This window comes from Methylorubrum suomiense (genome assembly GCF_022179765.1).
In the GTDB taxonomy this organism is placed as follows: Bacteria; Pseudomonadota; Alphaproteobacteria; order Rhizobiales; family Beijerinckiaceae; genus Methylobacterium; species Methylobacterium suomiense.
Map to the genome: position 1 here is coordinate 350117 of NZ_BPRE01000004.1, position 22087 is coordinate 372203.

The window sequence follows — 22087 nt, forward strand, 5'->3', positions numbered from 1 at the left end:
CCGCGCCATGCGCGGGTCAGACGGGCCTCCCTAGAACCTCTCTCACGGCCCGCCGCCCCGGCGGCCGGCCCAGAATGTTCCGAGAGAGACCGTCCCATGACACTGACCGTTCGCCGCCGCGCTCTCGCCTCCGTCGCCGCGGCCGCCCTCGTGGCCGGTGGGGCCGCCGGGTTCGGGCTTACCCAGCCCGCGACCCCGGCCTTTGCCCAGGCCCTGCCCCAAACCCCGATCGCCGCGCCGCAGCACCCTCCGGGCTCGTTCGCCGACGTGGTCGACAAGGTGAAGCCCGGTGTCGTCGCCGTGAAGGTGAAGCTCAACGCCGATGCCAGCGATGACGATGACGACGACACCCCCGGCAACGGCAACCTGCAGCAGGTCCCGCCGCAGCTGCGCGAGTTCTTCAAGCGGTTCGGCCAGGGTGGCCAGGGTGGTTCGCAAGGACGCAACGCTCCGCAGCAGCGTGGCGAGCGCGGCGCCGTCGGCTCCGGCTTCATCATCTCCGGCGACGGCTACGTGGTCACCAACAACCACGTCGTCGACAAGGCCAAGACCGTGCAGGTGACGCTCGACGACAATCGCACTCTCGACGCCAAGGTCATCGGCAAGGATCCGAAGACCGACTTGGCCCTCCTGAAGATCACCGAGGGTGGCACCTACCCCTATGTCCAGTTCGGCAAGGGCGCTCCGCGGGTCGGCGATTGGGTGGTGGCGATCGGCAATCCGTTCGGCCTCGGCGGCACCGTGACGGCGGGGATCGTCTCGGCCCGCGGCCGCGACATCGGCGCAGGTCCCTACGACGACTTCCTGCAGATCGATGCGCCGATCAACAAGGGCAATTCGGGCGGCCCGACCTTCAACGTCAACGGTGAGGTCGTGGGGGTGAACACGGCGATCGCTTCGCCGTCGGGTGGCTCGGTCGGCCTCGCCTTCGCGATCCCCGCCGAGACGGTCCAGGCGGTGGTCGACCAGCTCCGCACCGACGGCAAGGTGGTGCGCGGCTATCTCGGCGTGCAGGTTCAGCCGGTGACGAAGGACATCGCCGATGGGCTCGGTCTCGACAAGGCCAAGGGGGCTCTCATCGATCACGCCGAGAACGGTACCCCGGCGGCCAAGGCTGGGTTGAAATCGGGTGACGTGATCGAATCGGTCAACGGGACGCCGATCAACGATGCCAAGGAGCTGTCCCGCAAGATCGCTGGCCTGAAGCCCGGCACCGCGGTGAAGCTCGCCTACCTGCGCAACGGCAAGAACGACGTCGCCACCGTCGAACTCGGCACGTTGCCCACCGACGCGAAGGTCGCGAGCCGCAGCAGCGACGACGACGCCACCAGCGGTCAGCCGCGGCTCGGCCTCAGCCTCGCCCCGGCCGGCGATGTCGGCCTCGGCGGCGACGGTGTGGCGGTGATGGAGGTCGATCCCTCGGGCCCGGCCGCGGCCAAGGGCATCGAGCAGGGCGACGTGATCCTGGATGTCGCCGGCACCAGCGTCTCCAAGCCCTCCGATGTGCAGGCGCAGATCCGTGCTGCGCAGGCCAATGGCCGCAAGGCGGTGCTGATGCGCGTCAAGAGCGCCAAGGGTCAGACCCGCTTCGTCGCCGTTGCGCTCTCCAGCAAGGAGGGTTGATCGCCACGAGACGGGGTCGGCGACGACCCCGTCACCCCGCTTGATTCCTCCCTCGACTCCGCGCCCGCTCGTCCTGAGCGGGCGCATTTTTGTCTGACGCCCGTCGTCGGACCCACCGGCCCGCTGACGGGTTGCCCCGTCATTCGGAGGGGATGGTCACCGCAGGAGACAGACATGGCGAGCGTCCAGGGATCGGGTACCTTCGCGATCGGCGGGGATCTGACCGTCCATCGCCTCGGCTTCGGCGCCATGCGCGTCACCGGCCCCGGCATCTGGGGCGATCCGCCCGATCGGGAGCGGGCGAAAGCGACGCTGCGGGCGATTCCGAGTTTCGGCATCGATCTGATCGACACCGCCGACAGCTACGGCCCCTTCGTCAGCGAGGATCTGATCCGCGAGACGCTCCACCCCTATGACGGACTTGTCGTCGCGACGAAGGGCGGACTGACGCGTCATGGTCCCGATATCTGGCGCCCGGTCGGAAATCCGGACTATCTGCGCCAGTGCGTCCTGATGAGTCTCCGGCGTTTAGGCCTTGAGCGCATCGATCTGTGGCAATTGCACCGGATCGGCCCGGATATCCCGCGCGACGCGCAGTTCGAGGCCATTGCCCGCATGCGGGAGGAGGGTCTGATACGCCATGTTGGCCTGTCGGAAGTCTCCGTCGCCGAGATCGAGGCGGCGCGCCAATACTTCCCCGTCGCGACGGTGCAGAATCGCTACAATCTCGTCGATCGAACCAGTGAAGCGGTGCTGACTCATTGCGAGGGATTGGGCATCGGCTTCGTCCCTTGGGCTCCCCTCGACAAGGGCGCGCTGGCGGGTCCGGAATCGGCCCTTTCCACCATCGCCGGCCGCCTCGGTGTCGGGGCAGGGGCGGTGGCCCTCGCGTGGCTTCTCAAACGCTCACCGGTGATGCTGCCGATCCCCGGTACAGGTGATCCCGATCACCTCGCGGAGAACGTCGCCGCTGCCGAAGTGTCTCTGAGCGCGGACGAGTTCGAAACCCTCGATCGGGAAGGTCAGGCTGCCCGGAAGGCCGTCTAGGCAGAAATCGACGCGACCCGCGCTGCCGGCGTGCCGTTCCGCACGCATCTTGCTTTCCAACAGGAACCCGCGGCGGCGCGACGTCTTCGGTTTCCGTTGCGGTCGCCAGACCGTTGCCCTGCCACCCTGCCAGAGACGAGGATCGAGATGTCGAAGCTCCATCGTGCGCTTCTCTGCGGAATGGTGCTGTCCTGTGGGATGCTGGCAGGGCCGTCGCAGGCACGGCCGGGTTGGGTCTCCGGCACCTGGGTCTATGCCGATCTCTGCACCATGCCGGAGGATGGTTCGCAGGCGGGCCGACGCATCACCCTCAAGCGGTCGCCAAACGGTGATGGCCTCGTCTATGAAGGGGCCGGATTGCGAGCGCCGGTCGCGACTTCGGTCACGATCGACGACGCGACCAAGGACGTTGCCTTCCGGATCGAGACCGAGACAGGTCTCGTCAGCTTTCAAGGTACGGCGGGCCCGGATGCCTTGATCGGGACCCTCGACAGCGCCGCCGGATCGCAGCCGGTGCGGCTCAAGCGTGTCCTGCGCTCGCGTGCGCATGAGGCCTGCCCCGGGGAGACGACAGGCTCGATCAACTGACACCCCTCCCACCTCGCTTCGCCCTCCACCGGCATTGACGTCGGCGCCCCGTGGCGCGACTGAGTCCGTCAGGTCGCGTCGCGGAGGAAGCCTTGGCCGAGAGCAAGCGCAGCTATCGTATCGCCGTCATCCCCGGTGACGGCATCGGCAAGGAAGTCGTGCCGGAGGGCGTGCGCGTGCTGGAGCGGGTGGCCCAGCGCCACGGCTTTACCCTGCAGCAGGATTGGTTCGATTTCGCGAGCTGCGACTATTACGAGGCCCACGGGCGGATGATGCCCGAGGACTGGAAGGCGCAGATCGGCACGCACGATGCGATCTTCTTCGGCGCCGTCGGTATGCCGGATCGCGTGCCGGACCATATCTCGCTGTGGGGCTCGCTGATCCAATTCCGTCGCGAGTTCGACCAATACGTGAACCTGCGCCCTGTCCGCCTCATGCCGGGCGTGAAGAGTCCGCTGGCGGGCCGCGAGCCCGGCGACATCGACTTCTGGGTCGTTCGCGAGAACACCGAGGGCGAGTATTCGAATGCGGGGGGGCGTATGTTTCCCGGCACCGATCGCGAATTCGCCGTGCAGGAATCGATCTTCACCCGTCACGGCACTGACCGGGTGCTGCGCTTCGCCTTCGAACTGGCCAAGAGCCGCCCGAAGAAACATCTGACCTCAGCGACGAAGTCTAACGGCATTTCGATCACGATGCCGTACTGGGACGAGCGGGTGCGGGCGGTGGCAGAAGCCTATCCCGAGATCCGTTGGGACCAGTACCACATCGATATTCTGACCGCGCATTTCGTGCTGAACCCGGACCGGTTCGACGTGGTGGTGGCCTCCAATCTGTTCGGCGACATCCTCTCGGATCTGGGCCCCGCCTGCACCGGGACCATCGGCATTGCACCGTCTGGCAACATCAATCCCGAGCGACGGTATCCGTCCGTGTTCGAGCCGGTTCATGGATCGGCTCCCGACATCGCGGGACAGGGCCTCGCCAATCCGATCGGGCAGATCTGGTCCGGCGCGATGATGCTGGAGCATCTCGGCGAGCGGGAGGCCGCAGCGGAGATCGTCGCGGCCATCGAACGGGTGCTTCCGGAACAATCGCTGCGCACGCGCGATCTCGGTGGCACGGCCGACACGACGGCCTGCGGCCGGGCGGTCGAAGAGGCGATCGGCTAGGAGAGGGGATCATGCGGCCCGTCGTCATCACGGTGGCGATCACCGGTTCGGTCGCCCGCAAGGCCGATAACCCGACCGTACCGATCACGCCGGCCGAGCAGATCGAATCGACTCAGGCCGCCTACGAAGCGGGCGCATCGCTCGCCCACATCCATGTGCGCGACGACGACGAGAGCCCCTCCCACGACCCCGACCGCTTCGCTCGGGTGCAGGAGGGGATACGCCGCCACTGCCCGGGGATGATCGTCCAGTTCTCGACGAGCGGTGCGGAGCCGGACGCCGACCTGCGCGGCGCTTGCCTCGATCATCATCCGGACATGGCCTCGCTCACGACGGGCTCGACCAATTTCGCGGGTGGCATCTACCAGAACCCTGCGCCGCTCTACACGGCGCTGGCCAACCGGATGCGCGCGAGCGGCGTTCGGCCCGAGATCGAGGTTTTCGATCTTTCGCATCTCCACAATGCCCGCCGCTTGATCGATGCGGGCCTCGCTGATGCGAGGGGGCACATTCAATTCGTGCTGGGGATCGCCGACGCCATGCCGGCCGATCCCGTGGCGCTGGACTTACTGCTTGCCGAAGCGCGGCGCTTGCTGCCGCAGGCAAGCTGGGGCGCCTTCGGCATCGGCCGCTTCCAGCGCGAAGCCATCGGTTGGGCGCTTGAGCGCGGCGCGACCGGCATTCGCACCGGACTCGAAGACAATATCCGCCTCTCGAAGTCCGAACTTGCCGACGGCAACGCTTCGCTCGTCCGCCTCGCGGTTGAACTCTGTGCCGAACACGAAGCGCGTCCCGCTACGCCCGCAGAGGCGCGCGCGCTGTTGCATCTCGCCTGATTGCCGTCGCGCGAACGTGACGACACCGGCGATGGAAGTCGGGTGCGTGTCGGCCATTCTCCCTACCAATCGGTAGTTTGAAGTGAGCCGCAGGAGCATGACATGCGCTTCCCCCGCGTCAGACGGGCCATTCGGTACGCCAGCGCGGTTGGTGCTTGGGGACGGTCATGGACGGGCCCTCGCGGTCGAGGATTTCACGGCGGGACCGGTGCATGACGGGCATGTCGGGGGCGGCGCGTCGCCGCCTGAATTGCGGTGCCCCTTCATCAGCGTCGGTGTCACGCCGTTTCTCGGCTTTTCGGTCCTCTACGATACACAACGCTCGGGTCTCGCGGTGCGACCCCGAGCGCCGATACCCGGCGGCCCGGTGACATTTCTCCCGCAATGACGAACATCAGCGTCGGCCTCCGGATTTGAGCGTAATGTTTGATCTTTAGCCAAACCCGTATTTCAGAAGAATAAGCATTGAGCGCAGTGACTATCGCAAGCTCTGCGTTTCCGGGCGAGTTATTGCCAAGGTTCCCCCGCCAAAAGCGCAAAAACTGAGCATTGACGGAACGCTTTCTACGCACTGGCCGTTGCGAGGCCGGTTTCCGCGCCGTGCGTGGCGTCGGGTAGAGGACAGGGACCACGATGAGCAAGTTCTTACGCAGCACGGCCACGGCGGCCATCCTCGTACTCGGTGCGGCGACCGCCCTGGCCCAGGGTGGCGGCGCTGGCGGTGGGGCTGGCGGCGGAGCCGGTGGTGGCGCGGGCGGTGGTGCTGGTGGCGGCGCAGGCGTCGGTGCTGGTGGTGCCGGCGGCGGGGCTGCCGGTGGCGGAGCCGGCGGCGCGGGCGGCGGAGCCGGTGGCGGCGCGATGCGCGGCGGTGAGGCCGGCGGCGCGGGCGGCGCCGGTGGTGCCGGCGGCGGGATGCGCGGTGGCGATTCTGGCGGTGCTGGCGGAGCCGGTGGCGCAATGCGGGGTGGTGAGCCCGGCGGTGCAGGCGGTGCGACCCGCAGCGGTGCGCCGGGCGAGGGTGGTGCACGCGGTGGTCAGAACGCTGGCGAACGCGGTGGTCAGAACGCCGGCGAACGCGGCGGACGCGGCGGCCAAGACGCGGCGGGTGATCGGGGTGGCCGCGACGGTGCCGAGCGGGGCGGCAGGGACGGTGCCGAGCGCGGCGATCGCAATGGCCGCGATGGTGCCGAGCGCGGCGACCGCAACGGTCGCGATGGCGCTGAGCGCGGTGATCGCAATGGTGCCGAGCGGGGTGATCGCGGTGGCCGTGACGGCGCCGAGCGCGGTGACCGCGGTGGACGCGGCAACGTCTCCGAGGCTCGTGGCGCGACGCGGAGCCTGAACACGACGCAGCGCACCGAGTTCCGCCAGTCGATCACCAGCACCAACGTCCGGTCGGTCAGCAACGTCAATTTCTCGCTGAACGTCGGCACGGCGATCCCGCGGTCGGTCTCGCTGCACCCGCTCCCGCCGACGATCCTGACGCTGGTTCCGGCTTATCGCGGATTCCAGTTCATCCTCGTGCGGGACGACATCGTCATCATCGACCCGGACACCTACGAGATCGTCGACGTCATCCCGGGCTGATCCGACTTCAATAGCCGATCAGGGCGGCGGGGCTTCGGCTCCGCCGCCTTTTTTTTATGCCGTCCACGCAGCGCATCTTTTTATGCCGTCCACGCAGCGCATCGACGGCATCACACGGCCAAGCCGGCACTTGCAGAACAGGATAGGAACGTCTAGCCTGTTCGCGATTTGTTTTCCACGATCCGGCGGCGGCTATGCCGCACGCGACAGCAGGTGCCGCATGCTGACCCGCAAGCAACTCGAACTCCTTCAATTCATCCAGTCACGGATGCAGGAGAGCGGCGTACCCCCGTCGTTCGATGAGATGAAGGATGCTCTCGACCTGAAGTCGAAATCGGGCATTCACCGCCTCATCATGGCGCTCGAAGAGCGGGGCTTCCTGCGTCGGCTGCCGAATCGAGCGCGAGCTCTCGAAATTCTGCGGATGCCGGAGGCACCCGCCGCCAAGCCAGCTGTACCAACAGCCGAGCTGCGCCGCTTTACGCCGAGCGTGGTCGAGGGCGGACTTGCCGGTAAGCCGGTCCCGCCGAAGGCTCCTCTGCTGCAAGCGCAGGACGGCGAGGGCCGACCGGTCATCGTGCCGGTGATGGGCCGCATCGCCGCCGGCACGCCGATCTCGGCGATCGAAAGTCAGAGTCACACGATTGCGATGTCGCCCGACTTCTTGGCTGGCGGTGAGCATTACGCCCTCGAAGTCCGCGGCGATTCGATGATTGAGGCCGGTATCCTCGACGGCGACTTGGTGGTGATCCACAAGCAGGAAACCGCCAATAACGGCGATATCATCGTGGCCCTGATCGACGACGAGGAGGCGACGCTGAAACGCTTGCGCCGTCGCGGCTCCTCGATTGCGCTCGAAGCGGCAAACCCTGCCTACGAAACCCGGGTTCTCGGACCGGACCGGGTCCGCATCCAAGGCAAGCTCGTCAGTCTCGTGCGCCGTTACTGAAGCGAGTCCATCCCCGTAGCGCCGGGATCTGCGGCTAATCCCGTCTCACCTGAGGCTGGATTGGTCTCTGGCACGACAGCGACCGGTCGAGCTTGCCAAGGCTGTGGCGTCTGACTGCTACGAGCCGTCACAATCTCGGGATGGGGTGCCCCAAGCCGAATCGCTGTCGCCCCGTGTGTTTCAAGATAATTTTTGTCGATTCTCAGGGGTGCGCGACAGTTCGGTGGCGGCCTCAAGCGGCTGATGAGGATATCGGCACGGGCGCAATCTTCTTCGAAAGCGCGTTTGTCGAGCACCAGTGCGACCGTCCGTCCATCGAAGGTGGTCATCGTGCAGCCGAGTCTGTCGCAACGAGGTTTGGGGCCTCCGGTGAGAGAGGCGGCCGAGCGAGCATCACCGTCGGCTTTCAACCATTGTTCGAGCACGAAGGTCGGCGGACGCCCGAGTACGGCAAGGCGTCCATCCGTCCCTCGGATCGCCGCTCCGGCGCCGTCGCGATCGATGTAGAGGTCGAAGCGCGCCGGTGTTGCAGCGGCGACAAGGCCGAGCGCTGCGGGCAAGATCGCGAGCCCGCGCAGACGTGAGACCGGCAAGGTTAGGAGCAGCAGGGCTAACGCCAGCAACACCAACGCGCCAGCGCCGAAGGCCGGGAGTACGATCGTCGATTGGCCGAAGCCCGCGATCCATTCCGAGATGTCGAGCATCCCGCGAACGGCCAGTCCCATGACCCACCAGACCGGTCGGTCGAGGGCAAAGGGATAGGCGATCATTCCCAGGACCGCGGCGGGCATCACCGCGAGCGAGACGAGCGGAAGTGTCAGCGCGTTGCCGATGAGGCCGAAGGGCTGGATGGTCTGGAAATGGTAGGTCGCGAAGGGCGCTGTCGCGATCTGAGCAACCAACGTCGTCGCGAGCGTGCCGACGCCGACAGCCAGACATCGTGAGATGACACGCAACAGCACTGAGTCGCGCTCCCGTCGAAACGACGCTCCATCGAGGAGGGGCGCACAGGCGATCAGTCCGGCCACTGCCGCAAACGACATCTGGAAGCTCGGACCAAGCAGCGCTTCAGGTTCACGGGTTAGGGCGAGGATCGCGGCGAGGGCAAGATTGCGCATGCTGAGCGCTGGCCGGTCGACCAGAACCGCGCCCAACATGACTAGCGTCATGATGAGAGCACGCTCGGCGGCGACGTCCCAGCCGGAGAAAGCGCAATAGGCGGTCACGCCGACCATCGCGGTGCCTGCCGCGATCTTCTTGATGGGAAGGGCGAGGGCGAGGATCGGTACCAGGGCGAGGCCGGCCCGGACCAACCAGAACACCACGCCGGCCGCGAGCACCATATGCAATCCGGAAATGGAAACGACGTGATAGATACCGGCCGCCCGTAATACGCGGTTGGTCTCCTCCGTAATCAGGCCGCGCTTGCCCGTCACGAGCGCCGCCGCGACCGCGCCGGCCTGACCGCCGATCGCGTCCGCGATGCGCCGAGTCAGGTGATTGCGGGCCTCGTCGATCGAGGCCGCCATTTCGAGCGCGAACGGAAGGGGGATCGTTCGCGGTGCGATCTCCACCTTGCCGCTGAGCGAGCCGACCGCACCGATGCCCCGAAAATACGCATCACGGGCAAAGTCGTAGCCACCCGGCCGGGCCGCTTGCGGGGGCGGGAGCAAGCGCGCCGTGGCGCGGATCGTATCGCCCGGCCGCACGGACTGCGCGGCCTTGTATGAAACGCGGACCCGGCGTGGCTGAGCCGCCGCGGTGAGGTCGTCGAAGCTCTCGACACGGACGATCAACCGGGCGCCGCCCTCGCGTTCCTCCAGCCCCTCGACCACGCCGACAAGTGGCGCAATCATGGTGCGGGCGAGGATCGGCCCGGCGACGGAGTTCACGCGCCAGACGCAAGCGGCGAAGCCGAGAAAGGCCGTGCCCAGTCCCAAGACAAGCGCGAGCCAGGCTGGCCGGGCCTGCAGAAGCGGGGTCAGCCCAAGGCAGAAGCCGGCCGCAACGAGCGGAGCGGCGAGCGTGGGTGTTCCATCGGTGCCCGTGAAGTAGACGAGGATCCCGATCCCGAAGGCGACGGCAAGCCAGGGGAACAACCGCCTCTGTTCGCCTTCGCGGTCCAGTCCCAGCCGAAACTCACCGGCGGCGAGCGCCAAGAGATGGGAGGGCGTTGGGACGCGGTCGGCGAAGAGGGCGGGACGCGTCACCCGCAGCGCCCTTCCGCCGTTTCTCGCCATCCGGCCGAACTCCGCTCCCTGCGCCGTGCCGACCCGGAAAGCGCCGGTGACGAATTCTTAACGCATCCGCATCCTCGTGCTACACGCCCGCCATGGAGCGGCGACCGCCGCCCTCCCGAAATTTCAGGTTTTCAAGAACATCGATGTCGGCACCCGTCGTCACGCGCTTTGCGCCCTCGCCCACGGGCTACCTCCATATCGGCGGCGCGCGCACGGCCCTGTTCAATTGGCTCTATGCCCGCCGCTTCGGCGGACGGATGCTGCTGCGAATCGAGGACACCGATCGCGAGCGCTCGACGCAGGGCGCCATCGACGCGATTCTCGACGGCATGCGCTGGCTCGGCCTCGATTGGGACGGCGAGGTGATCTACCAATTCGCCCGCGCCGAGCGGCATCGCGCGGTTGCCGAGAGCCTGCTGGCGTCCGGCCATGCCTATCATTGCTACGCAACCGCCGAAGAGCTGACGCAGATGCGCGAGACGGCGCGCGCCGAGGGCCGGGCGCCGCGTTATGACGGCCGCTGGCGCGACCGCGATCCGTCCGAGGCGCCGGCCGGCGTGAAGCCGGTGATCCGCTTGCGCGCCCCGCTCGAGGGCGAGACCGTGGTGGATGACGGGGTGCAGGGCCGCGTCACCTGGGCCAATCGCGATCTCGACGACCTCGTACTGCTTCGTTCCGATGGAACCCCGACCTACATGCTCGCCGTCGTGGTGGACGACCACGACATGGGCGTGACGCAGATCATTCGCGGCGACGACCACCTCACCAACGCCGCGCGCCAAAGCCAGATCTATCGGGCACTCGGCTGGGACGTTCCGGCCATGGCGCATATCCCGCTGATTCACGGTGCTGACGGAGCCAAACTCTCGAAGCGTCACGGCGCGCTCGGCGTCGAGGAGTACCGCGACCGCGGCTACCTGCCCGCGGCGCTCCGCAACTACCTTGTCCGTCTCGGCTGGAGCCACGGCGATCAGGAGGTCTTCTCGACGGAGGAGATGATCGCGGCGTTCGATCTGAAGGCGATCGGCCGCTCGGCGGCGCGTTTTGACTTCACCAAGCTCGAAAGCCTCAATGGCCTCTACATACGCGGCAGCGACGACGCGGCCCTCGTCGCGGCGATCGAGGCAATTCTCCCCGCACGCGGCCCGGAGCGCGGCCTGCCGACCACCCTTTCCCCCGAGCTTCGCGAAAAGCTCGTAGCCGCGATGCCGGGGCTGAAGGAGCGCGCCAAAACCCTCGTGGAGCTGCTCGACAGCGCCTATTACCTCTACGCCCCCCGTCCGCTGGTGCTCGATGCCAAAGCGGACGCCCTGCTTGCCGGTGACGCGGCGGAGCGTCTGAGGAGCTTGATCCCGGCGCTCGAAAACCTGCCGGAGTGGAACGCTTCGGCGACGGAGAGCGCCGTGCGCCGTTACGCCGAAGAGGCGGGAATCAAACTCGGCCAAATCGCCCAGCCGTTGCGAGCCGCGCTCACCGGCCGAGCAACCTCGCCGCCGGTCTTCGATGTCCTGGCGGTCCTCGGGCGCGACGAATCGTTGGCGCGCCTGCGGGATCGCGTCGCGGGCTGATTTCGAACCGCGAAGCGGTGACAAATGGGCCCGGTTCTCGCATCTGCGAAGGACGAAAGGCACCCGCCCGTTGCTGGGTCGGGGCCGATCCGCTAACCCGGTGTTCCAGTGAGCAGGCGCAGCTTTCCGCTGCGGCGCCACAACGGATCGGGAGGCGGTTCGGCTTCCGATCCGGTGTTGTCCCCGTCGCGAGAAAGGACCGCGTTCCCATGAGCGCCTCCCCCAGCACCATCATCGTGGGTGACAAACACGTCGAGCTCCCCGTCAAATCCGGCACCATCGGACCCGACGTGGTCGATATCGGCAAGCTGTACGCTCAGACCGGCAAATTCACCTTCGATCCGGGCTTTACCTCAACCGCTTCCTGCGAATCGAAGATCACCTACATCGATGGCGACGAGGGCGTGCTGCTGTATCGTGGCTATCCCATCGAGCAGCTGGCCGAGCAGGGCGACTTCCTCGAAACGGCTTATCTGATGCTGTTCGGCGAGCTGCCGACCGCCGCCCAGAAGGCCGATTTCGATTACCGGGTCACGCGCCACACCATGGTGCACGACCAGATGAACCGCTTCTTCCAAGGCTTCCGCCGCGACGCCCACCCGATGGCGGTGATGGTCGCCTGCGTCGGCGCGCTCTCGGCCTTCTACCACGACTCGACCGATATCTCGGACGAGTCGCAGCGGATGATCGCCAGCTTGCGCATGATCGCCAAGATGCCGACGCTGGCCGCCATGGCCTACAAGTACACCATTGGCCAGCCGTTCGTGTATCCGAAGAACGATCTCGACTATACGTCGAACTTTCTGCGGATGTGCTTCGCTGTGCCTTGCGAAGAGTACGTGATCAATCCGATCTACGCCCGCGCGCTCGATCGGATTTTTATCCTCCATGCCGATCACGAGCAGAACGCGTCGACTTCGACGGTGCGCCTGGCCGGCTCCTCGGGGGCCAATCCTTTCGCCTGCATCGCCGCTGGCATTGCCTGCCTGTGGGGACCGGCCCATGGCGGCGCCAACGAAGCGGCACTCAAGATGCTCATGGAGATCGGGCATCCGGAAAACGTGCAGAAATACGTCGCTAAGGCCAAGGACAAGAACGATCCTTTCCGCCTCATGGGCTTCGGTCACCGGGTCTACAAGAACTACGACCCGCGCGCTCGTATCATGCAGAAGACCACCCACGAGGTCCTCAATGAACTCGGGATCAAGGATGACCTCCTCGAAGTGGCGGTGCAGCTCGAGCAGATCGCGCTGAAGGACGAGTACTTCATCGAGAAGAAGCTCTACCCGAACATCGACTTCTATTCGGGCATCACCCTGAAGGCCCTCGGCTTCCCGACCTCGATGTTCACCGTGCTGTTCGCCCTGGCCCGCACGGTCGGTTGGATCGCGCAATGGGCCGAGATGATCGAGGATCCGTCGCAGAAGATCGGCCGCCCCCGTCAGCTCTATGTCGGCCCAGATCGGCGCGATTACGTCGGTATCGGTCAGCGCGGCTGAGGCCTTACGGGCCGCGCCGCTGCGGCGCGGTCCCTGCTCGTCAAATCGGTTCCGCCTCCGGAACTTGGCCGCTCCTCTGACGCCTTCCCCGGCATGTCGGTGCGCTGGAAGCACCGAACGCACGGAAGGAGACGGCCGTGGCGCAGCAGATACCGGTCAGCCCGCAAGCGCGAGCCGACGATCCGCGGGCGGATGCCGAACGAGGCGACCATACTCACGCGGTCGCGTCCGACCTCGCCTATCGCCGATTGGTTCTGGCCAACGTCGTCTTCGTGGGCGAGCCTGATGCGGGTGACCGCGGCTGGGTGCTGGTCGATGCCGGCATCCCCGGCTCGGCTCCTGCGATCCGCGACGCCGCCGAAGCTCGCTTCGGTCGCGATGCCCGCCCTGCGGCGATCGTCCTGACGCACGGTCACTTCGACCATGTCGGGGTTCTCGAAGATCTGGCGCGGGATTGGGACGCGCCGGTTTTCGCCCACGCGCTGGAGCGACCCTATCTTGACGGGAGCGCGTCCTACCCGCCGCCGGATCCCAGTGTCGGTGGCGGGCTGATGGCGCGTCTCTCGCCGCTCTATCCGACAAGTCCGGTCGATGTGTCGGAACGCCTGCAAACGTTCCCCGCCGATGGAAGCGTGCCCCCGATGCCGGGTTGGCGCTGGATTCACACGCCCGGTCATTCGCCCGGTCACGTCTCGTTCTGGCGCGAGGCCGACGGCAGCCTGATCGTCGGCGACGCGTTCGTGACCACGGCTCAGGAATCGGCCTATGCCGTCGCGACTCAGGCGCCGGAAATCCACGGCCCGCCGATGTACCTGACGACCGAGTGGGATGCCGCCGCATCATCCGTGCGGACGCTCGCAGTCCTCAAGCCGGAGCGCGTCATTGCAGGCCATGGTCGCCCACTCGCCGGACCCGACATGCGGCGCGGCCTCGATGCCCTCGCCCGGGATTTCGAGCGCGTCGCCGTCCCGGAAAGCGGTCGCTACGTCGAGAAGCCGGCCCGGGCTGAAGATGGCTCGGCCTACCGCGCGCCGTGAGATCCGTTCCAGCGACAGCGGCAGGGGAGGGCGGTTCGTTCCCGGTCGCTGCCGGAGTTCTGCTCGGACTCGGCCTCGGCGGGTTCTTCGATGGCATCGTCCTGCATCAGGTGCTGCAATGGCATCACATGCTCAGCTCCTGGTACCCAATCGATTCGATCGAGAACCTGCAGCGCAACACGCTGTGGGACGGCGTCTTTCACAGCGCCGCCTACGTCTTCGTCGTGCTCGGACTGTTCGTGATGTGGCGCCGTGCCCATCGCCAGCACCGACGCTGGTCATACCGGGTGCTGGTCGGCAGCCTCCTCATAGGATGGGGCTTGTTCAACCTGATCGAGGGGTCGATCGATCACCATTGGCTCGGCGTGCATCACGTCAACGAGCGGGTCGACCGGGTGCAGTGGCTTTATTGGGACCTCGGGTTCCTCGGCTGGGGCCTCGCCATGCTGCTCGGCGGTTTATGGCTCGTCCGGCGGGGGAGGGGGCTGTGACCGCGCCTCTGCGAGTCCTACCCTGGCTCGGGCTGGCAGCAGCCATCGGCGTCGCGACCATGCCGGCGTGGAAGGTGTTGCTGTTGGGGGCGGAGCCGAGTCTCGAAGAGCTTCTCGCCCTGCGTTGCGCGCCGCCGTAACGGCGACGCCCCCACATGCCGGTCGAGCCGGCAGAATTCCGGTCCGCCGCCGGCAAGCGTTCAGGATGACCGACCCCGCCGGGAGAGAGGACCACGTTGTGAGCCAACCGATCACGAGTGAACCCACCAAACCCGGAGACGAAGCCGCGCCCGGAACTCCCGGCAGCGGCGAGAATCTCTGTCGATCCTGCGCTGGCTCGGGCCGGACGGAAGCAGGTGCGTGTCCGGATTGCAAAGGCACCGGAAAGGTCACAACCGGCATCGGTGGCGGCTGAGCTTGCAGCTCACGCCTGGAACGACAGCACTGCCCGTGTTCCGGTTCGGCCCGGAGCGTAGGTGAGGGCGGAGCGCAGGTTCGATGCCATCGCTCGGATGATCCGGGAGCCGAGACCGGTGCCCTTCGCCTCGCCTTCGCCGGTCCAGCCGACGCCGTCATCCTCGACCGCCAGCGAGAGGGTGTCCGGATCCTGACGCTCCACCGTGACCCGGATCTCCCCCGAAGTCTCGGCCGGGTAGGCGTATTTGTAGGCGTTGGTGACGAGTTCGGTGACGACGACGCCGAGGGACACCGCCTTGTCGGTCGCGAGCCGAATCGGCTCGGCTCGGAGGCGGATGGCGTGGTCGCGCCCCGAGGCCTTCATGGCGAGCTGCAATTCCTCCACGAGGCCGCTCAGATAAGCGTCGAGTTCCACCGCCTCGACATCCTGCGAGGTGTAGAGGCGCCGATGAATGCCGGCGATGGCCGAGATGCGGTTCTGCATCTCTTCCAGGGCCTCCTTGGCGGCCGGATCCTTGACCGCACTGGTCTGCATGCGGGCGAGCGCCGCCACCAATGTCAAGGAATTGGCGACGCGATGATTGACCTCGCGCAGCAAAAGCTCGGCGCGGTCACGGGCTTCACGAACCGCTGCCTCGGCACGCTCCTTGTCCCGCCGCAAAGCCTCCGCGCGCAAAGCCGTATCGACCGCCTCGCCCAGCAATTCGCGGAACTGGCCCTGCACATCCTTCCAAACGTAATCGACCGCTCCCGCCTTGAGGGCGGCGACCGCCACGCGGCTGTCCTCGGAGCCGGTGACGTAGACCACCGGGGGAGCGTCCGGCAGGGCGCGAATGTCCGGCAAGAGATCGAGCCCGGTCTGCCCCGGCATGTGATGGTCGAGGGCCACCAAGTCGATGCCGCCCTCGCGCAGCCGTGCGAGCCCCGCACCGCAATCGAGGACGACCTCGACGGCGTAGCCACGACTCTGAAGCGCCCGCTGCACGAGACGGCCAAGGCCCGGATCGTCATCGATGTAGAGAATGCGGCCGGCGGCCGGGGCAGGCGTCCCGCTCATGAGTTCTCGGGCACTTGCATCACCGAGAAGAACAGCCCGAGCTGACGGATCGCGTTCGAGAAGCCTTCGTAGTTGACCGGCTTGGTGATGTAGACGTTGGCGCCGAGATCGTAGCAGCGCTGGACTTCGCGGGCGTCGTCGGTGGTCGTCAGGACCACGACCGGCGAGCGGCGGGTATGCGGATTGGCCTTGATCCGCTCGAGAATGTCGATGCCGGTCATATCCGGAAGGTTCAGGTCGAGCAGGACGAGCAGATGACGCCGTGCGCTCGCCTCGCCGGTGCCGTCCGGCCCGAGCAGGTAGGCGAGCGCAGAGGTGCCGTCGCGAAAGGGAACGATCTCGTTGTTCACGCCCGCGCGGCGGATGTTGCGCTCAATCAGGCGGGCATGACCTTCGTCGTCCTCGATCATCACGATGCAGACGGGGTGCACGGCGGTCTCCATCGTCATTCGGCGGCGAGCCGCGTTACAGCGGCCTCGATCCGATTGCCTGTAACCGTCCCGCGCGGCAGCGTCACCGTAAACGTCGTACCCGTACCCAGCGTCGAGGACAGCTCGATGCGGCCATCCAGCGCCCGCACTAGGGCCTTCACATGGGCGAGGCCGATTCCGTCGCCGGGTTGATCCTGCGCACCGGAGCGTCGAAACAACTCGAAGACGCGGGCATGATCCTTCGATGCGATGCCGCGGCCGTTGTCCGAGACGACGAAACGCACTCGGTTGCCCGGCGCCGGCTTCGCCGCGATCTCGATGCGCCCCGGCCGGGCGGGATCGAGATATTTTAGAGCGTTGTCGACGAGATTGCCGAAGATCTGCTCAATTGCGAGGCGGTCGGCGGCGATGGTCGGCATGCCCTGCGCCACCGTGACGATCGCCCCCCGCCGCTCGGCCTGATGGCGCTGGGCATCGACGATGCCTTGGAACAGCGCGGTCGTGTCGATGGGCTCGGCGTCGAAGCGGCGTCTTCCCTCACGGGACAGTTTGAGAATCGCCGCGATCAGGCCCTCCATCTTGGTGATTGCCGCGCTGATGAAGCCCAGTGCCTCGGCCATATCGGTATCGATCCGCTTGGCCTGCGGATGGTCTCCGAGCGCCGCGCGGATGTCCTCGCGGGTCGCCTCCAATTCGCTGGTGAAACCCATCACGTTGACGAGGGGCGCCCGCAAATCGTGGCTCACGATATAGGCGTAGCGCTGAATCTCCTCGTTCGACTCGCGCAACTCGGCTTCGGCCTCCCGCTGCTCGGTGATGTCGGTATGGACGCCGACCCATTCGCGGATCGCACCGTGCGGATCCAGAACGGGGATCGCCCGGATGGCGAAATGGCGCCATGTGCCGTCCTTGGCCCGAACTCGATGCTCGTGGACGAAGGTTCGGCGCTCCGCGACCGTTCGATTCCATTCATCGATGCTCGCTTGCCGGTCGTCGGGGTGGACGGCCTCGGCCCAACCATAGCCTTCGTATTCGGCGCGCGACTGGCCGGTCAGGGCCGACCATCCGGGCTGCTCCCCAGCCATGCGGCCCTGCGGGTCGTTCGTCCAGAGCACACCGCGCACGGCTTGGATCGCGGCGCGAAAGCGTTCCTCGCTCGCGCGCAGCTCGCCGCCGACTCTTTGTTGATCGACCGAGGAAGCGAGGATCGCGAGAAACAGGATGACGAAGGTGGCACCCGCGACGGCGAGCGCGAGGTTCTGCTGATCTACGCTCGTGGCAGCGACATGGGCTGCGTGCGCTCCGCCCACCTCCGCCGTCAAGGTTGCCGCCGCCATTCCGGTATAGTGCATGCCCGCCACGGCTGCGCCCATGAGGCAGGCGGCACCGAGCTTCTGCCAGGGACTGCCGGTGCGGAAGGTGAGCCACAGGGCAGCGGTCGCCGCCGTGATCGCGATCGCGACCGAAAGGGCGACGATCGGTACACTGAAGGCCAAATTGCCGTGCACCTGCATCGCCGCCATGCCGGTGTAGTGCATCGCGGCCACCCCGATCCCCATCAGGGGGCCGCTGATGAAGATATCGCGGTCACGTGCGCCTTCCCGGGCGACGAAGGCGAGGGCGAGGCCAGTGACGCTGATGGCGATGGCAAGCGAGAGGATCGTGAGTCCGAGATGGTAGCTGGCCGGTAGCCCCATCTCGAACGCCAGCACGCCGACGAAATGCATCGACCAGATGCCACCGCCCATCGCCAGGGCAGACCCTGCGAGCCAGGCGAACCGCAGCTTCGGATCGGCGCTGCGAACCCGCCCCCCCAGGTCGAGGGCCGTGTAGGACGCGAAGACCGCGATGGCGATCGACAGGGCGACGAGCGCCGGATTGTAGCCTGTTGGGACCATCGCCATCGGGTTCGGGTGGAATTGCGAACGCCGTCCGAAGCTACAAAATCACACGCGGAGGCGCCATCGCGATCAATGATGGCGGGAGGGTACGATCGTGTGAGAAAGGAATTTTCCGCGCGACCCGAGCCCCCTCGGATTAGGCTCGATTGTCTTGCGGCTGGAAGCGGGCACCGATCATTTCATCTTCGCGCCAGATGACGCGGCAGACGGTAGCGGCCGGAAGACACGAGGCAACCAGCAGGAACACGTCAGGGATGATGGCAGCGTCCGGCAGGGTGATCCGCACACCCCCGTTCGAGACATCATGCACGAGGCAACCGACCGAGCTGTGCTCGTCGAGCGCGATCAATCCGGCCTCGCCGACACGGAGGCGCGGTTCTGCTCGCTGCTCTGCACTGGTCAACATGGTCCGTCCGCGATCGCTCATCGGCCCTCGAACTCGCAGGTCGGCCTTAAGGAGAGACTGACGGCATGCATCGAATTGCGTGCATCTCTCGCAATTCCTGTGATTGCGAGCGTATTCGTCGCGAAGTCGTGCTGAAACTGGGCCGGGGATGATCGAATTAACCGATCGTGATGCTCACACCGCGCGAGTGCGATAGAGCCGTCGATCGGTTTGTTAGGGACATGATCATGCGTCTCCCGGTTTTCACTGCCGCCGCTCTCGCCGCTCTGGGCGCGGGTGCTGTCGGAGCCCAAGCCCAGCCCTTCGAAGGTCCGCCCGGACGTTATCCGCCCGGAACGATCATCCAGCGCCAGACCAACACCACGGGCAACAGCGTCGATTACGTCATCGCGCCGGGTCCGACCGGTGCCGACACCATCACCACGAATTCCGCGGCCGGTGGCAATGCCGGGCAGCCCGAGCGAGCGATCCCGCAGGGGAGCGGGGGCGGCGGTACGGGCGGCAGCGCACGCTGACGAGACGGCGATCAGCCATGGCGTTCCGCTCCGAGACTCCGCCACCCCCGGCCGACCGCATACCCGAGGCGCCCCCCGCTTCATCCAGGCCGACAATTGCGCAGCTCAAAGCGGAGATCGATTCCGGCGCCACCGGCGACAAGATCGCAGCTCATGATCCCGGCCTTTCGCCGCTCGGTACCGATGACGAGGCGGCGGGCCGACCCCCCGAGCCGGCCCGTGTCGCGCAGGCCCGTGAACAGGAGACCCATCCGCGTCGACGCCGAGCGGCGCGGATGAACACCGCTCATGGCCGTAATCGCTGGGTCATGCCCCTCTATGCGGGAGTCGTCGTGGCGATTGCCGTCTCGATAGGGCTTGGCCTCTGGATCCTGCCGTAGCAGATCGGCCTTCTGTCGGCGGCGCTTCAACCCTTCTTCCGAAGGGGTCTGACAAATCCACCCGCCGCGTCCTGGAACCCGGTTGCACGGCAGAATGCCTCCAGGGTCGGTGCGTCCGGTGCCGTGAGACATTGGAGATCGTCGCAGCCAGCCATTCGCGCGGCCTGCGACGCCGACTTCAGAAGCTGGCGACCAATCCCCCGGCGGCGGTCGTCAGGCGCCACCAGCAGGGTGGTGATCTGGGCGACAGGGGCGTCGCTCGACAGTGCCGGATACCAATGCAGGACGACGATCCCGCTCGGCGGGCCCCACTCCAGGGCGAGTAGGGCTGTGCCCGTTTGATGACGGAGAGTTTCGAGGCGTTGCGCCAGGAGGGATGCAGCGACGGGATGACCGGCGTTCAGCAGCATCTCCGCAAGACCGGGCGCATCGGCGGGCGTGGCGGTGCGAATTTCCAGGCCGTAACGGCGCCCCAAGCCCAACTCCGTATGTCTGGTGATCCGACATGCGGTTCCCGCCCTGCAGCCACCGCCAAGCCGATCTTCGGCGAATGTGCGACGATGACGAACCAAGCTCGCCCTCGACCCTCAGTGGGTTAGCACGAGATCGGGGGGAGGGGGGTTCAGATCACGCGGACCCCGGGCGCGCCATCCTCGACGCGCCCGATAATGGCCGCCTCTGTGAATCCGGCAGCCCGGATCGCCCCGAGATGCGTTTCCGCCTGCTCGGGACGACAGGACACGAGGAGCCCGCCCGAAGTCTGCGGATCGGTCAGCAGGTGGCAGCGCCAATCCGGCATGCCCTCCGGCAGGATGACGGACTCGCCGTAGGCCGACCAGTTACGACGGGAGGCGCCGGTGATGAAGCCGTCGCGGGCCAAGGTTTCGGCGTGGGTGAGCAGCGGTACGGCTGCCGCTTCGATCACCACCGTCAGATCGGCCCCACGGGCCAATTCGAGCCCGTGGCCGAGAAGACCGAAGCCCGTGACGTCGGTCATGGCATGAATGTCGGATTCGCGCGCGAGTTCGGCGCCGATCCGGTTCAACCGCGTCGTCGTGGCGATGAATTCGTCGTAGCCGCCAACGGGCAAGGCGGCCCGCTTGATGGCTGCGGAGTAGATCCCGACACCGAGGGGCTTCGTCAGGATCAAGGCGTCCCCGGTCCGCGCATCAATGTTGCGGCGGACCTCGTCGCGCCGGCACGTGCCGATGACCGCGAGTCCGTAGATCGGCTCCGGCGTGTCGATGGAATGCCCGCCGGCGACGGGAATGCCAGCTTCGGCACAGAGGCTCGCACCGCCCTTCAGGATCTGTGCGATGATTTCGGGTGCGACCTTGCCCACGGGCATGCCGAGGATGGCGAGCGCCATGATCGGCTTTCCCCCCATGGCATAGATATCGGAGATGGCGTTGGTAGCGGCGATGCGGCCGAAATCGTAGGGGTCATCCACCATCGGCGTGAAGAAATCGGTGGTGGCGATCACGCAGGTGCCGTCATCGAGAGCCCATACGGCGGCGTCGTCCGAGGTTTCGTTGCCGACGAGGAGACGCTCGAACGGGCCGGCCAGCGGTTGGTCGGCCAGCAAGGTGCGCAGCACGCCGGGATCGAGCTTGCAGCCACACCCACCGCCATGCGCCAGCGTGCTTAGGCGAACCGATGTCGCGTCCATCTCTCGCTCCCAGCACTGGCGGCTCGATCACCAGCGGACACGTTTTAGGTTGTCGGCGGCCTCTTGGAAGTCCGTCTTCGGCAGCGGCTGCCCGATGGTCGCTCGCGAAATGCTGCAATCGCACCGGCCGGCATCTACCGTTTCAGGCGTGCGGTGCTTCGCTTACTCGCCCCTGATCCGGTCTTCTCGGCACAATCTCGTGACCGATGAGCCTGAGGCGCGAGCAGGTGATTGCTGGTTTCGAAGGAAATCGAAAGGCGACGAACAGGACGCGTCTTCGTCAACAGTGCTTCGCGGTTTTCGCGCGCAGTCGAGAGCTGTGACGGGCACAGCCCCTGAACGCGCCAAGGCCCGCGCTGTGTGAGCGCGGGCCTTGGCGGATCGGTTCGGTGATGGTGTTGTGTTTGGTTGCGGGGGCTGGATTTGAACCAGCGACCTTCAGGTTATGAGCCTGACGAGCTACCGGGCTGCTCCACCCCGCGGAAGGTGTGTGGGTCGGGCCGGGTCGGCGTGAGCGTCGGGGCCGGATCGGATCGATCGAGGGAATGTGGGGGGCACCGCGGTGGGCGGTGAGGTGTGACGCGTCGTGCGCTGGGCAGGCCTGGCGGCGACCGACTCTCCCGTGTCTTGAGACACAGTACCATGGGCGCTGGTGCGTTTGACGGCCGAGTTCG

Annotated in this window: 22 protein-coding genes and 1 tRNA gene; 14 read left to right on the forward strand and 9 right to left on the reverse strand. The window is 66.6% G+C overall.

What is annotated here, in order from left to right:
- Positions 1-96: 96 nt before the first annotated feature.
- The 5 genes from MFF26_RS08810 (at position 97) to MFF26_RS08830 (ending at position 5266) form a co-directional block, all read left to right on the forward strand.
- The gene (locus MFF26_RS08810) at positions 97-1623 is read left to right on the forward strand and encodes a Do family serine endopeptidase (protein WP_137827919.1); all 1527 of its coding nucleotides are present in this window, start codon (positions 97-99) and stop codon (positions 1621-1623) included.
- A gap of 174 nt (positions 1624-1797) precedes the next feature.
- On the forward strand, positions 1798-2670 hold the full coding sequence (locus tag MFF26_RS08815) for an aldo/keto reductase (protein ID WP_137827920.1): 873 nt from the start codon (positions 1798-1800) through the stop codon (positions 2668-2670).
- Positions 2671-2850: 180 nt separating this feature from the next.
- Complete coding sequence (locus tag MFF26_RS08820) at positions 2851-3258, forward strand: hypothetical protein (protein ID WP_373324389.1); 408 nt, start codon at positions 2851-2853, stop codon at positions 3256-3258.
- 92 nt (positions 3259-3350) lie between these two features.
- A complete protein-coding gene (locus MFF26_RS08825; RefSeq protein WP_137827922.1) occupies positions 3351-4430 on the forward strand; it encodes a tartrate dehydrogenase in 1080 nt (359 codons plus the stop codon).
- A gap of 11 nt (positions 4431-4441) precedes the next feature.
- Positions 4442-5266 (forward strand): 3-oxoadipate:acetyl-CoA acetyltransferase, encoded by an 825-nt coding sequence (locus MFF26_RS08830; RefSeq protein WP_137827923.1) that lies wholly within the window; start codon positions 4442-4444, stop codon positions 5264-5266.
- A gap of 645 nt (positions 5267-5911) precedes the next feature.
- Here MFF26_RS08830 and MFF26_RS26465 read toward each other — a convergent pair.
- Complete coding sequence (locus MFF26_RS26465) at positions 5912-6727, reverse strand: hypothetical protein (RefSeq protein ID WP_281405162.1); 816 nt, start codon at positions 6725-6727, stop codon at positions 5912-5914.
- Here MFF26_RS26465 and MFF26_RS08840 point away from each other — a divergent pair.
- A complete protein-coding gene (locus MFF26_RS08840) occupies positions 6686-6853 on the forward strand; it encodes a DUF1236 domain-containing protein (protein WP_238307900.1) in 168 nt (55 codons plus the stop codon). The genes MFF26_RS26465 and MFF26_RS08840 overlap by 42 nt on opposite strands.
- Positions 6854-7073: 220 nt before the next feature.
- Positions 7074-7802, forward strand: coding sequence for a transcriptional repressor LexA (lexA, locus tag MFF26_RS08845; protein ID WP_137827956.1), 729 nt, complete (start codon positions 7074-7076; stop codon positions 7800-7802).
- On the opposite strand, the gene MFF26_RS08850 is transcribed toward lexA, so the two are convergent.
- On the reverse strand, positions 7796-10042 hold the full coding sequence (locus MFF26_RS08850; protein ID WP_137827925.1) for a ComEC/Rec2 family competence protein: 2247 nt from the start codon (positions 10040-10042) through the stop codon (positions 7796-7798). The two genes, lexA and MFF26_RS08850, sit on opposite strands and share 7 nt — an antisense overlap.
- Before the next feature lie 143 nt (positions 10043-10185).
- Here MFF26_RS08850 and gltX point away from each other — a divergent pair, with 143 nt between their 5' ends.
- From gltX to MFF26_RS08875, 5 genes are all read left to right on the forward strand, one after another.
- Positions 10186-11610, forward strand: a complete 1425-nt coding sequence (gene gltX, locus MFF26_RS08855) for a glutamate--tRNA ligase (RefSeq protein WP_137827926.1) — start codon at positions 10186-10188, stop codon at positions 11608-11610.
- Between the two features lie 209 nt (positions 11611-11819).
- Complete coding sequence (gltA, locus tag MFF26_RS08860; protein ID WP_137827927.1) at positions 11820-13109, forward strand: citrate synthase; 1290 nt, start codon at positions 11820-11822, stop codon at positions 13107-13109.
- 137 nt (positions 13110-13246) lie between these two features.
- The gene (locus MFF26_RS08865) at positions 13247-14146 is read left to right on the forward strand and encodes an MBL fold metallo-hydrolase (protein ID WP_137827928.1); all 900 of its coding nucleotides are present in this window, start codon (positions 13247-13249) and stop codon (positions 14144-14146) included.
- On the forward strand, positions 14143-14637 hold the full coding sequence (locus MFF26_RS08870; protein WP_137827929.1) for a DUF2243 domain-containing protein: 495 nt from the start codon (positions 14143-14145) through the stop codon (positions 14635-14637). Before MFF26_RS08865 ends, MFF26_RS08870 begins: the two co-directional genes overlap by 4 nt.
- A 205-nt stretch (positions 14638-14842) precedes the next feature.
- Positions 14843-15052, forward strand: coding sequence for a hypothetical protein (locus MFF26_RS08875; protein ID WP_137827930.1), 210 nt, complete (start codon positions 14843-14845; stop codon positions 15050-15052).
- 9 nt (positions 15053-15061) lie between these two features.
- Here the strand turns inward: MFF26_RS08875 and MFF26_RS08880 are convergent, their stop codons facing one another.
- The 4 genes from MFF26_RS08880 to MFF26_RS08895 form a co-directional block, all read right to left on the reverse strand.
- Complete coding sequence (locus MFF26_RS08880) at positions 15062-16111, reverse strand: sensor histidine kinase (protein ID WP_137827931.1); 1050 nt, start codon at positions 16109-16111, stop codon at positions 15062-15064.
- Positions 16108-16560 (reverse strand): response regulator, encoded by a 453-nt coding sequence (locus MFF26_RS08885; protein WP_137827932.1) that lies wholly within the window; start codon positions 16558-16560, stop codon positions 16108-16110. Before MFF26_RS08885 ends, MFF26_RS08880 begins: the two co-directional genes overlap by 4 nt.
- Positions 16557-18440: a sensor histidine kinase gene (locus MFF26_RS08890; RefSeq protein WP_137827957.1), complete on the reverse strand. Its 1884-nt coding sequence runs from the start codon at positions 18438-18440 to the stop codon at positions 16557-16559. The genes MFF26_RS08885 and MFF26_RS08890 overlap by 4 nt, the downstream gene beginning before the upstream one ends.
- A 139-nt stretch (positions 18441-18579) precedes the next feature.
- Positions 18580-18870 (reverse strand): PilZ domain-containing protein, encoded by a 291-nt coding sequence (locus tag MFF26_RS08895; protein ID WP_238307894.1) that lies wholly within the window; start codon positions 18868-18870, stop codon positions 18580-18582.
- 206 nt (positions 18871-19076) lie between these two features.
- On the opposite strand from MFF26_RS08895, the gene MFF26_RS08900 reads away from it, so the two are divergent.
- The gene (locus MFF26_RS08900; protein WP_137827933.1) at positions 19077-19364 is read left to right on the forward strand and encodes a hypothetical protein; all 288 of its coding nucleotides are present in this window, start codon (positions 19077-19079) and stop codon (positions 19362-19364) included.
- 17 nt (positions 19365-19381) lie between these two features.
- Positions 19382-19744, forward strand: coding sequence for a hypothetical protein (locus MFF26_RS08905; protein WP_137827934.1), 363 nt, complete (start codon positions 19382-19384; stop codon positions 19742-19744).
- 26 nt (positions 19745-19770) lie between these two features.
- Here MFF26_RS08905 and MFF26_RS08910 read toward each other — a convergent pair whose 3' ends face one another.
- From MFF26_RS08910 to MFF26_RS08920, 3 genes are all read right to left on the reverse strand, one after another.
- On the reverse strand, positions 19771-20220 hold the full coding sequence (locus MFF26_RS08910) for a GNAT family N-acetyltransferase (protein ID WP_137827935.1): 450 nt from the start codon (positions 20218-20220) through the stop codon (positions 19771-19773).
- Positions 20221-20366: 146 nt separating this feature from the next.
- Positions 20367-21413 (reverse strand): selenide, water dikinase SelD, encoded by a 1047-nt coding sequence (gene selD, locus MFF26_RS08915; RefSeq protein WP_137827936.1) that lies wholly within the window; start codon positions 21411-21413, stop codon positions 20367-20369.
- Positions 21414-21818: 405 nt separating this feature from the next.
- Positions 21819-21895, reverse strand: a tRNA-Met gene (locus MFF26_RS08920).
- Between the last annotated feature and the right edge of the window lie 192 nt (positions 21896-22087).

Bases quoted from the DNA above. Each gene is read 5' to 3' on its own strand.
- MFF26_RS08810 (WP_137827919.1), top strand. From the start codon at position 97: ATGACACTGACCGTTCGCCGCCGCGCTCTCGCCTCCGTCGCCGCGGCC.
- MFF26_RS08820 (WP_373324389.1), top strand. From the start codon at position 2,851: ATGGTGCTGTCCTGTGGGATGCTGGCAGGGCCGTCGCAGGCACGGCCG.
- gltX (WP_137827926.1), top strand. From the start codon at position 10,186: ATGTCGGCACCCGTCGTCACGCGCTTTGCGCCCTCGCCCACGGGCTAC.
- selD (WP_137827936.1), bottom strand. From the start codon at position 21,413: ATGGACGCGACATCGGTTCGCCTAAGCACGCTGGCGCATGGCGGTGGG.
- MFF26_RS08875 (WP_137827930.1), top strand. From the start codon at position 14,843: ATGACCGACCCCGCCGGGAGAGAGGACCACGTTGTGAGCCAACCGATC.
- gltA (WP_137827927.1), top strand. From the start codon at position 11,820: ATGAGCGCCTCCCCCAGCACCATCATCGTGGGTGACAAACACGTCGAG.
- MFF26_RS08815 (WP_137827920.1), top strand. From the start codon at position 1,798: ATGGCGAGCGTCCAGGGATCGGGTACCTTCGCGATCGGCGGGGATCTG.
- MFF26_RS08900 (WP_137827933.1), top strand. From the start codon at position 19,077: ATGCGTCTCCCGGTTTTCACTGCCGCCGCTCTCGCCGCTCTGGGCGCG.
- MFF26_RS08895 (WP_238307894.1), bottom strand. From the start codon at position 18,870: ATGAGCGATCGCGGACGGACCATGTTGACCAGTGCAGAGCAGCGAGCA.
- MFF26_RS08850 (WP_137827925.1), bottom strand. From the start codon at position 10,042: ATGGCGAGAAACGGCGGAAGGGCGCTGCGGGTGACGCGTCCCGCCCTC.
- MFF26_RS08830 (WP_137827923.1), top strand. From the start codon at position 4,442: ATGCGGCCCGTCGTCATCACGGTGGCGATCACCGGTTCGGTCGCCCGC.
- MFF26_RS08885 (WP_137827932.1), bottom strand. From the start codon at position 16,560: ATGACGATGGAGACCGCCGTGCACCCCGTCTGCATCGTGATGATCGAG.
- MFF26_RS08905 (WP_137827934.1), top strand. From the start codon at position 19,382: ATGGCGTTCCGCTCCGAGACTCCGCCACCCCCGGCCGACCGCATACCC.
- MFF26_RS08880 (WP_137827931.1), bottom strand. From the start codon at position 16,111: ATGAGCGGGACGCCTGCCCCGGCCGCCGGCCGCATTCTCTACATCGAT.
- MFF26_RS08890 (WP_137827957.1), bottom strand. From the start codon at position 18,440: ATGGTCCCAACAGGCTACAATCCGGCGCTCGTCGCCCTGTCGATCGCC.
- lexA (WP_137827956.1), top strand. From the start codon at position 7,074: ATGCTGACCCGCAAGCAACTCGAACTCCTTCAATTCATCCAGTCACGG.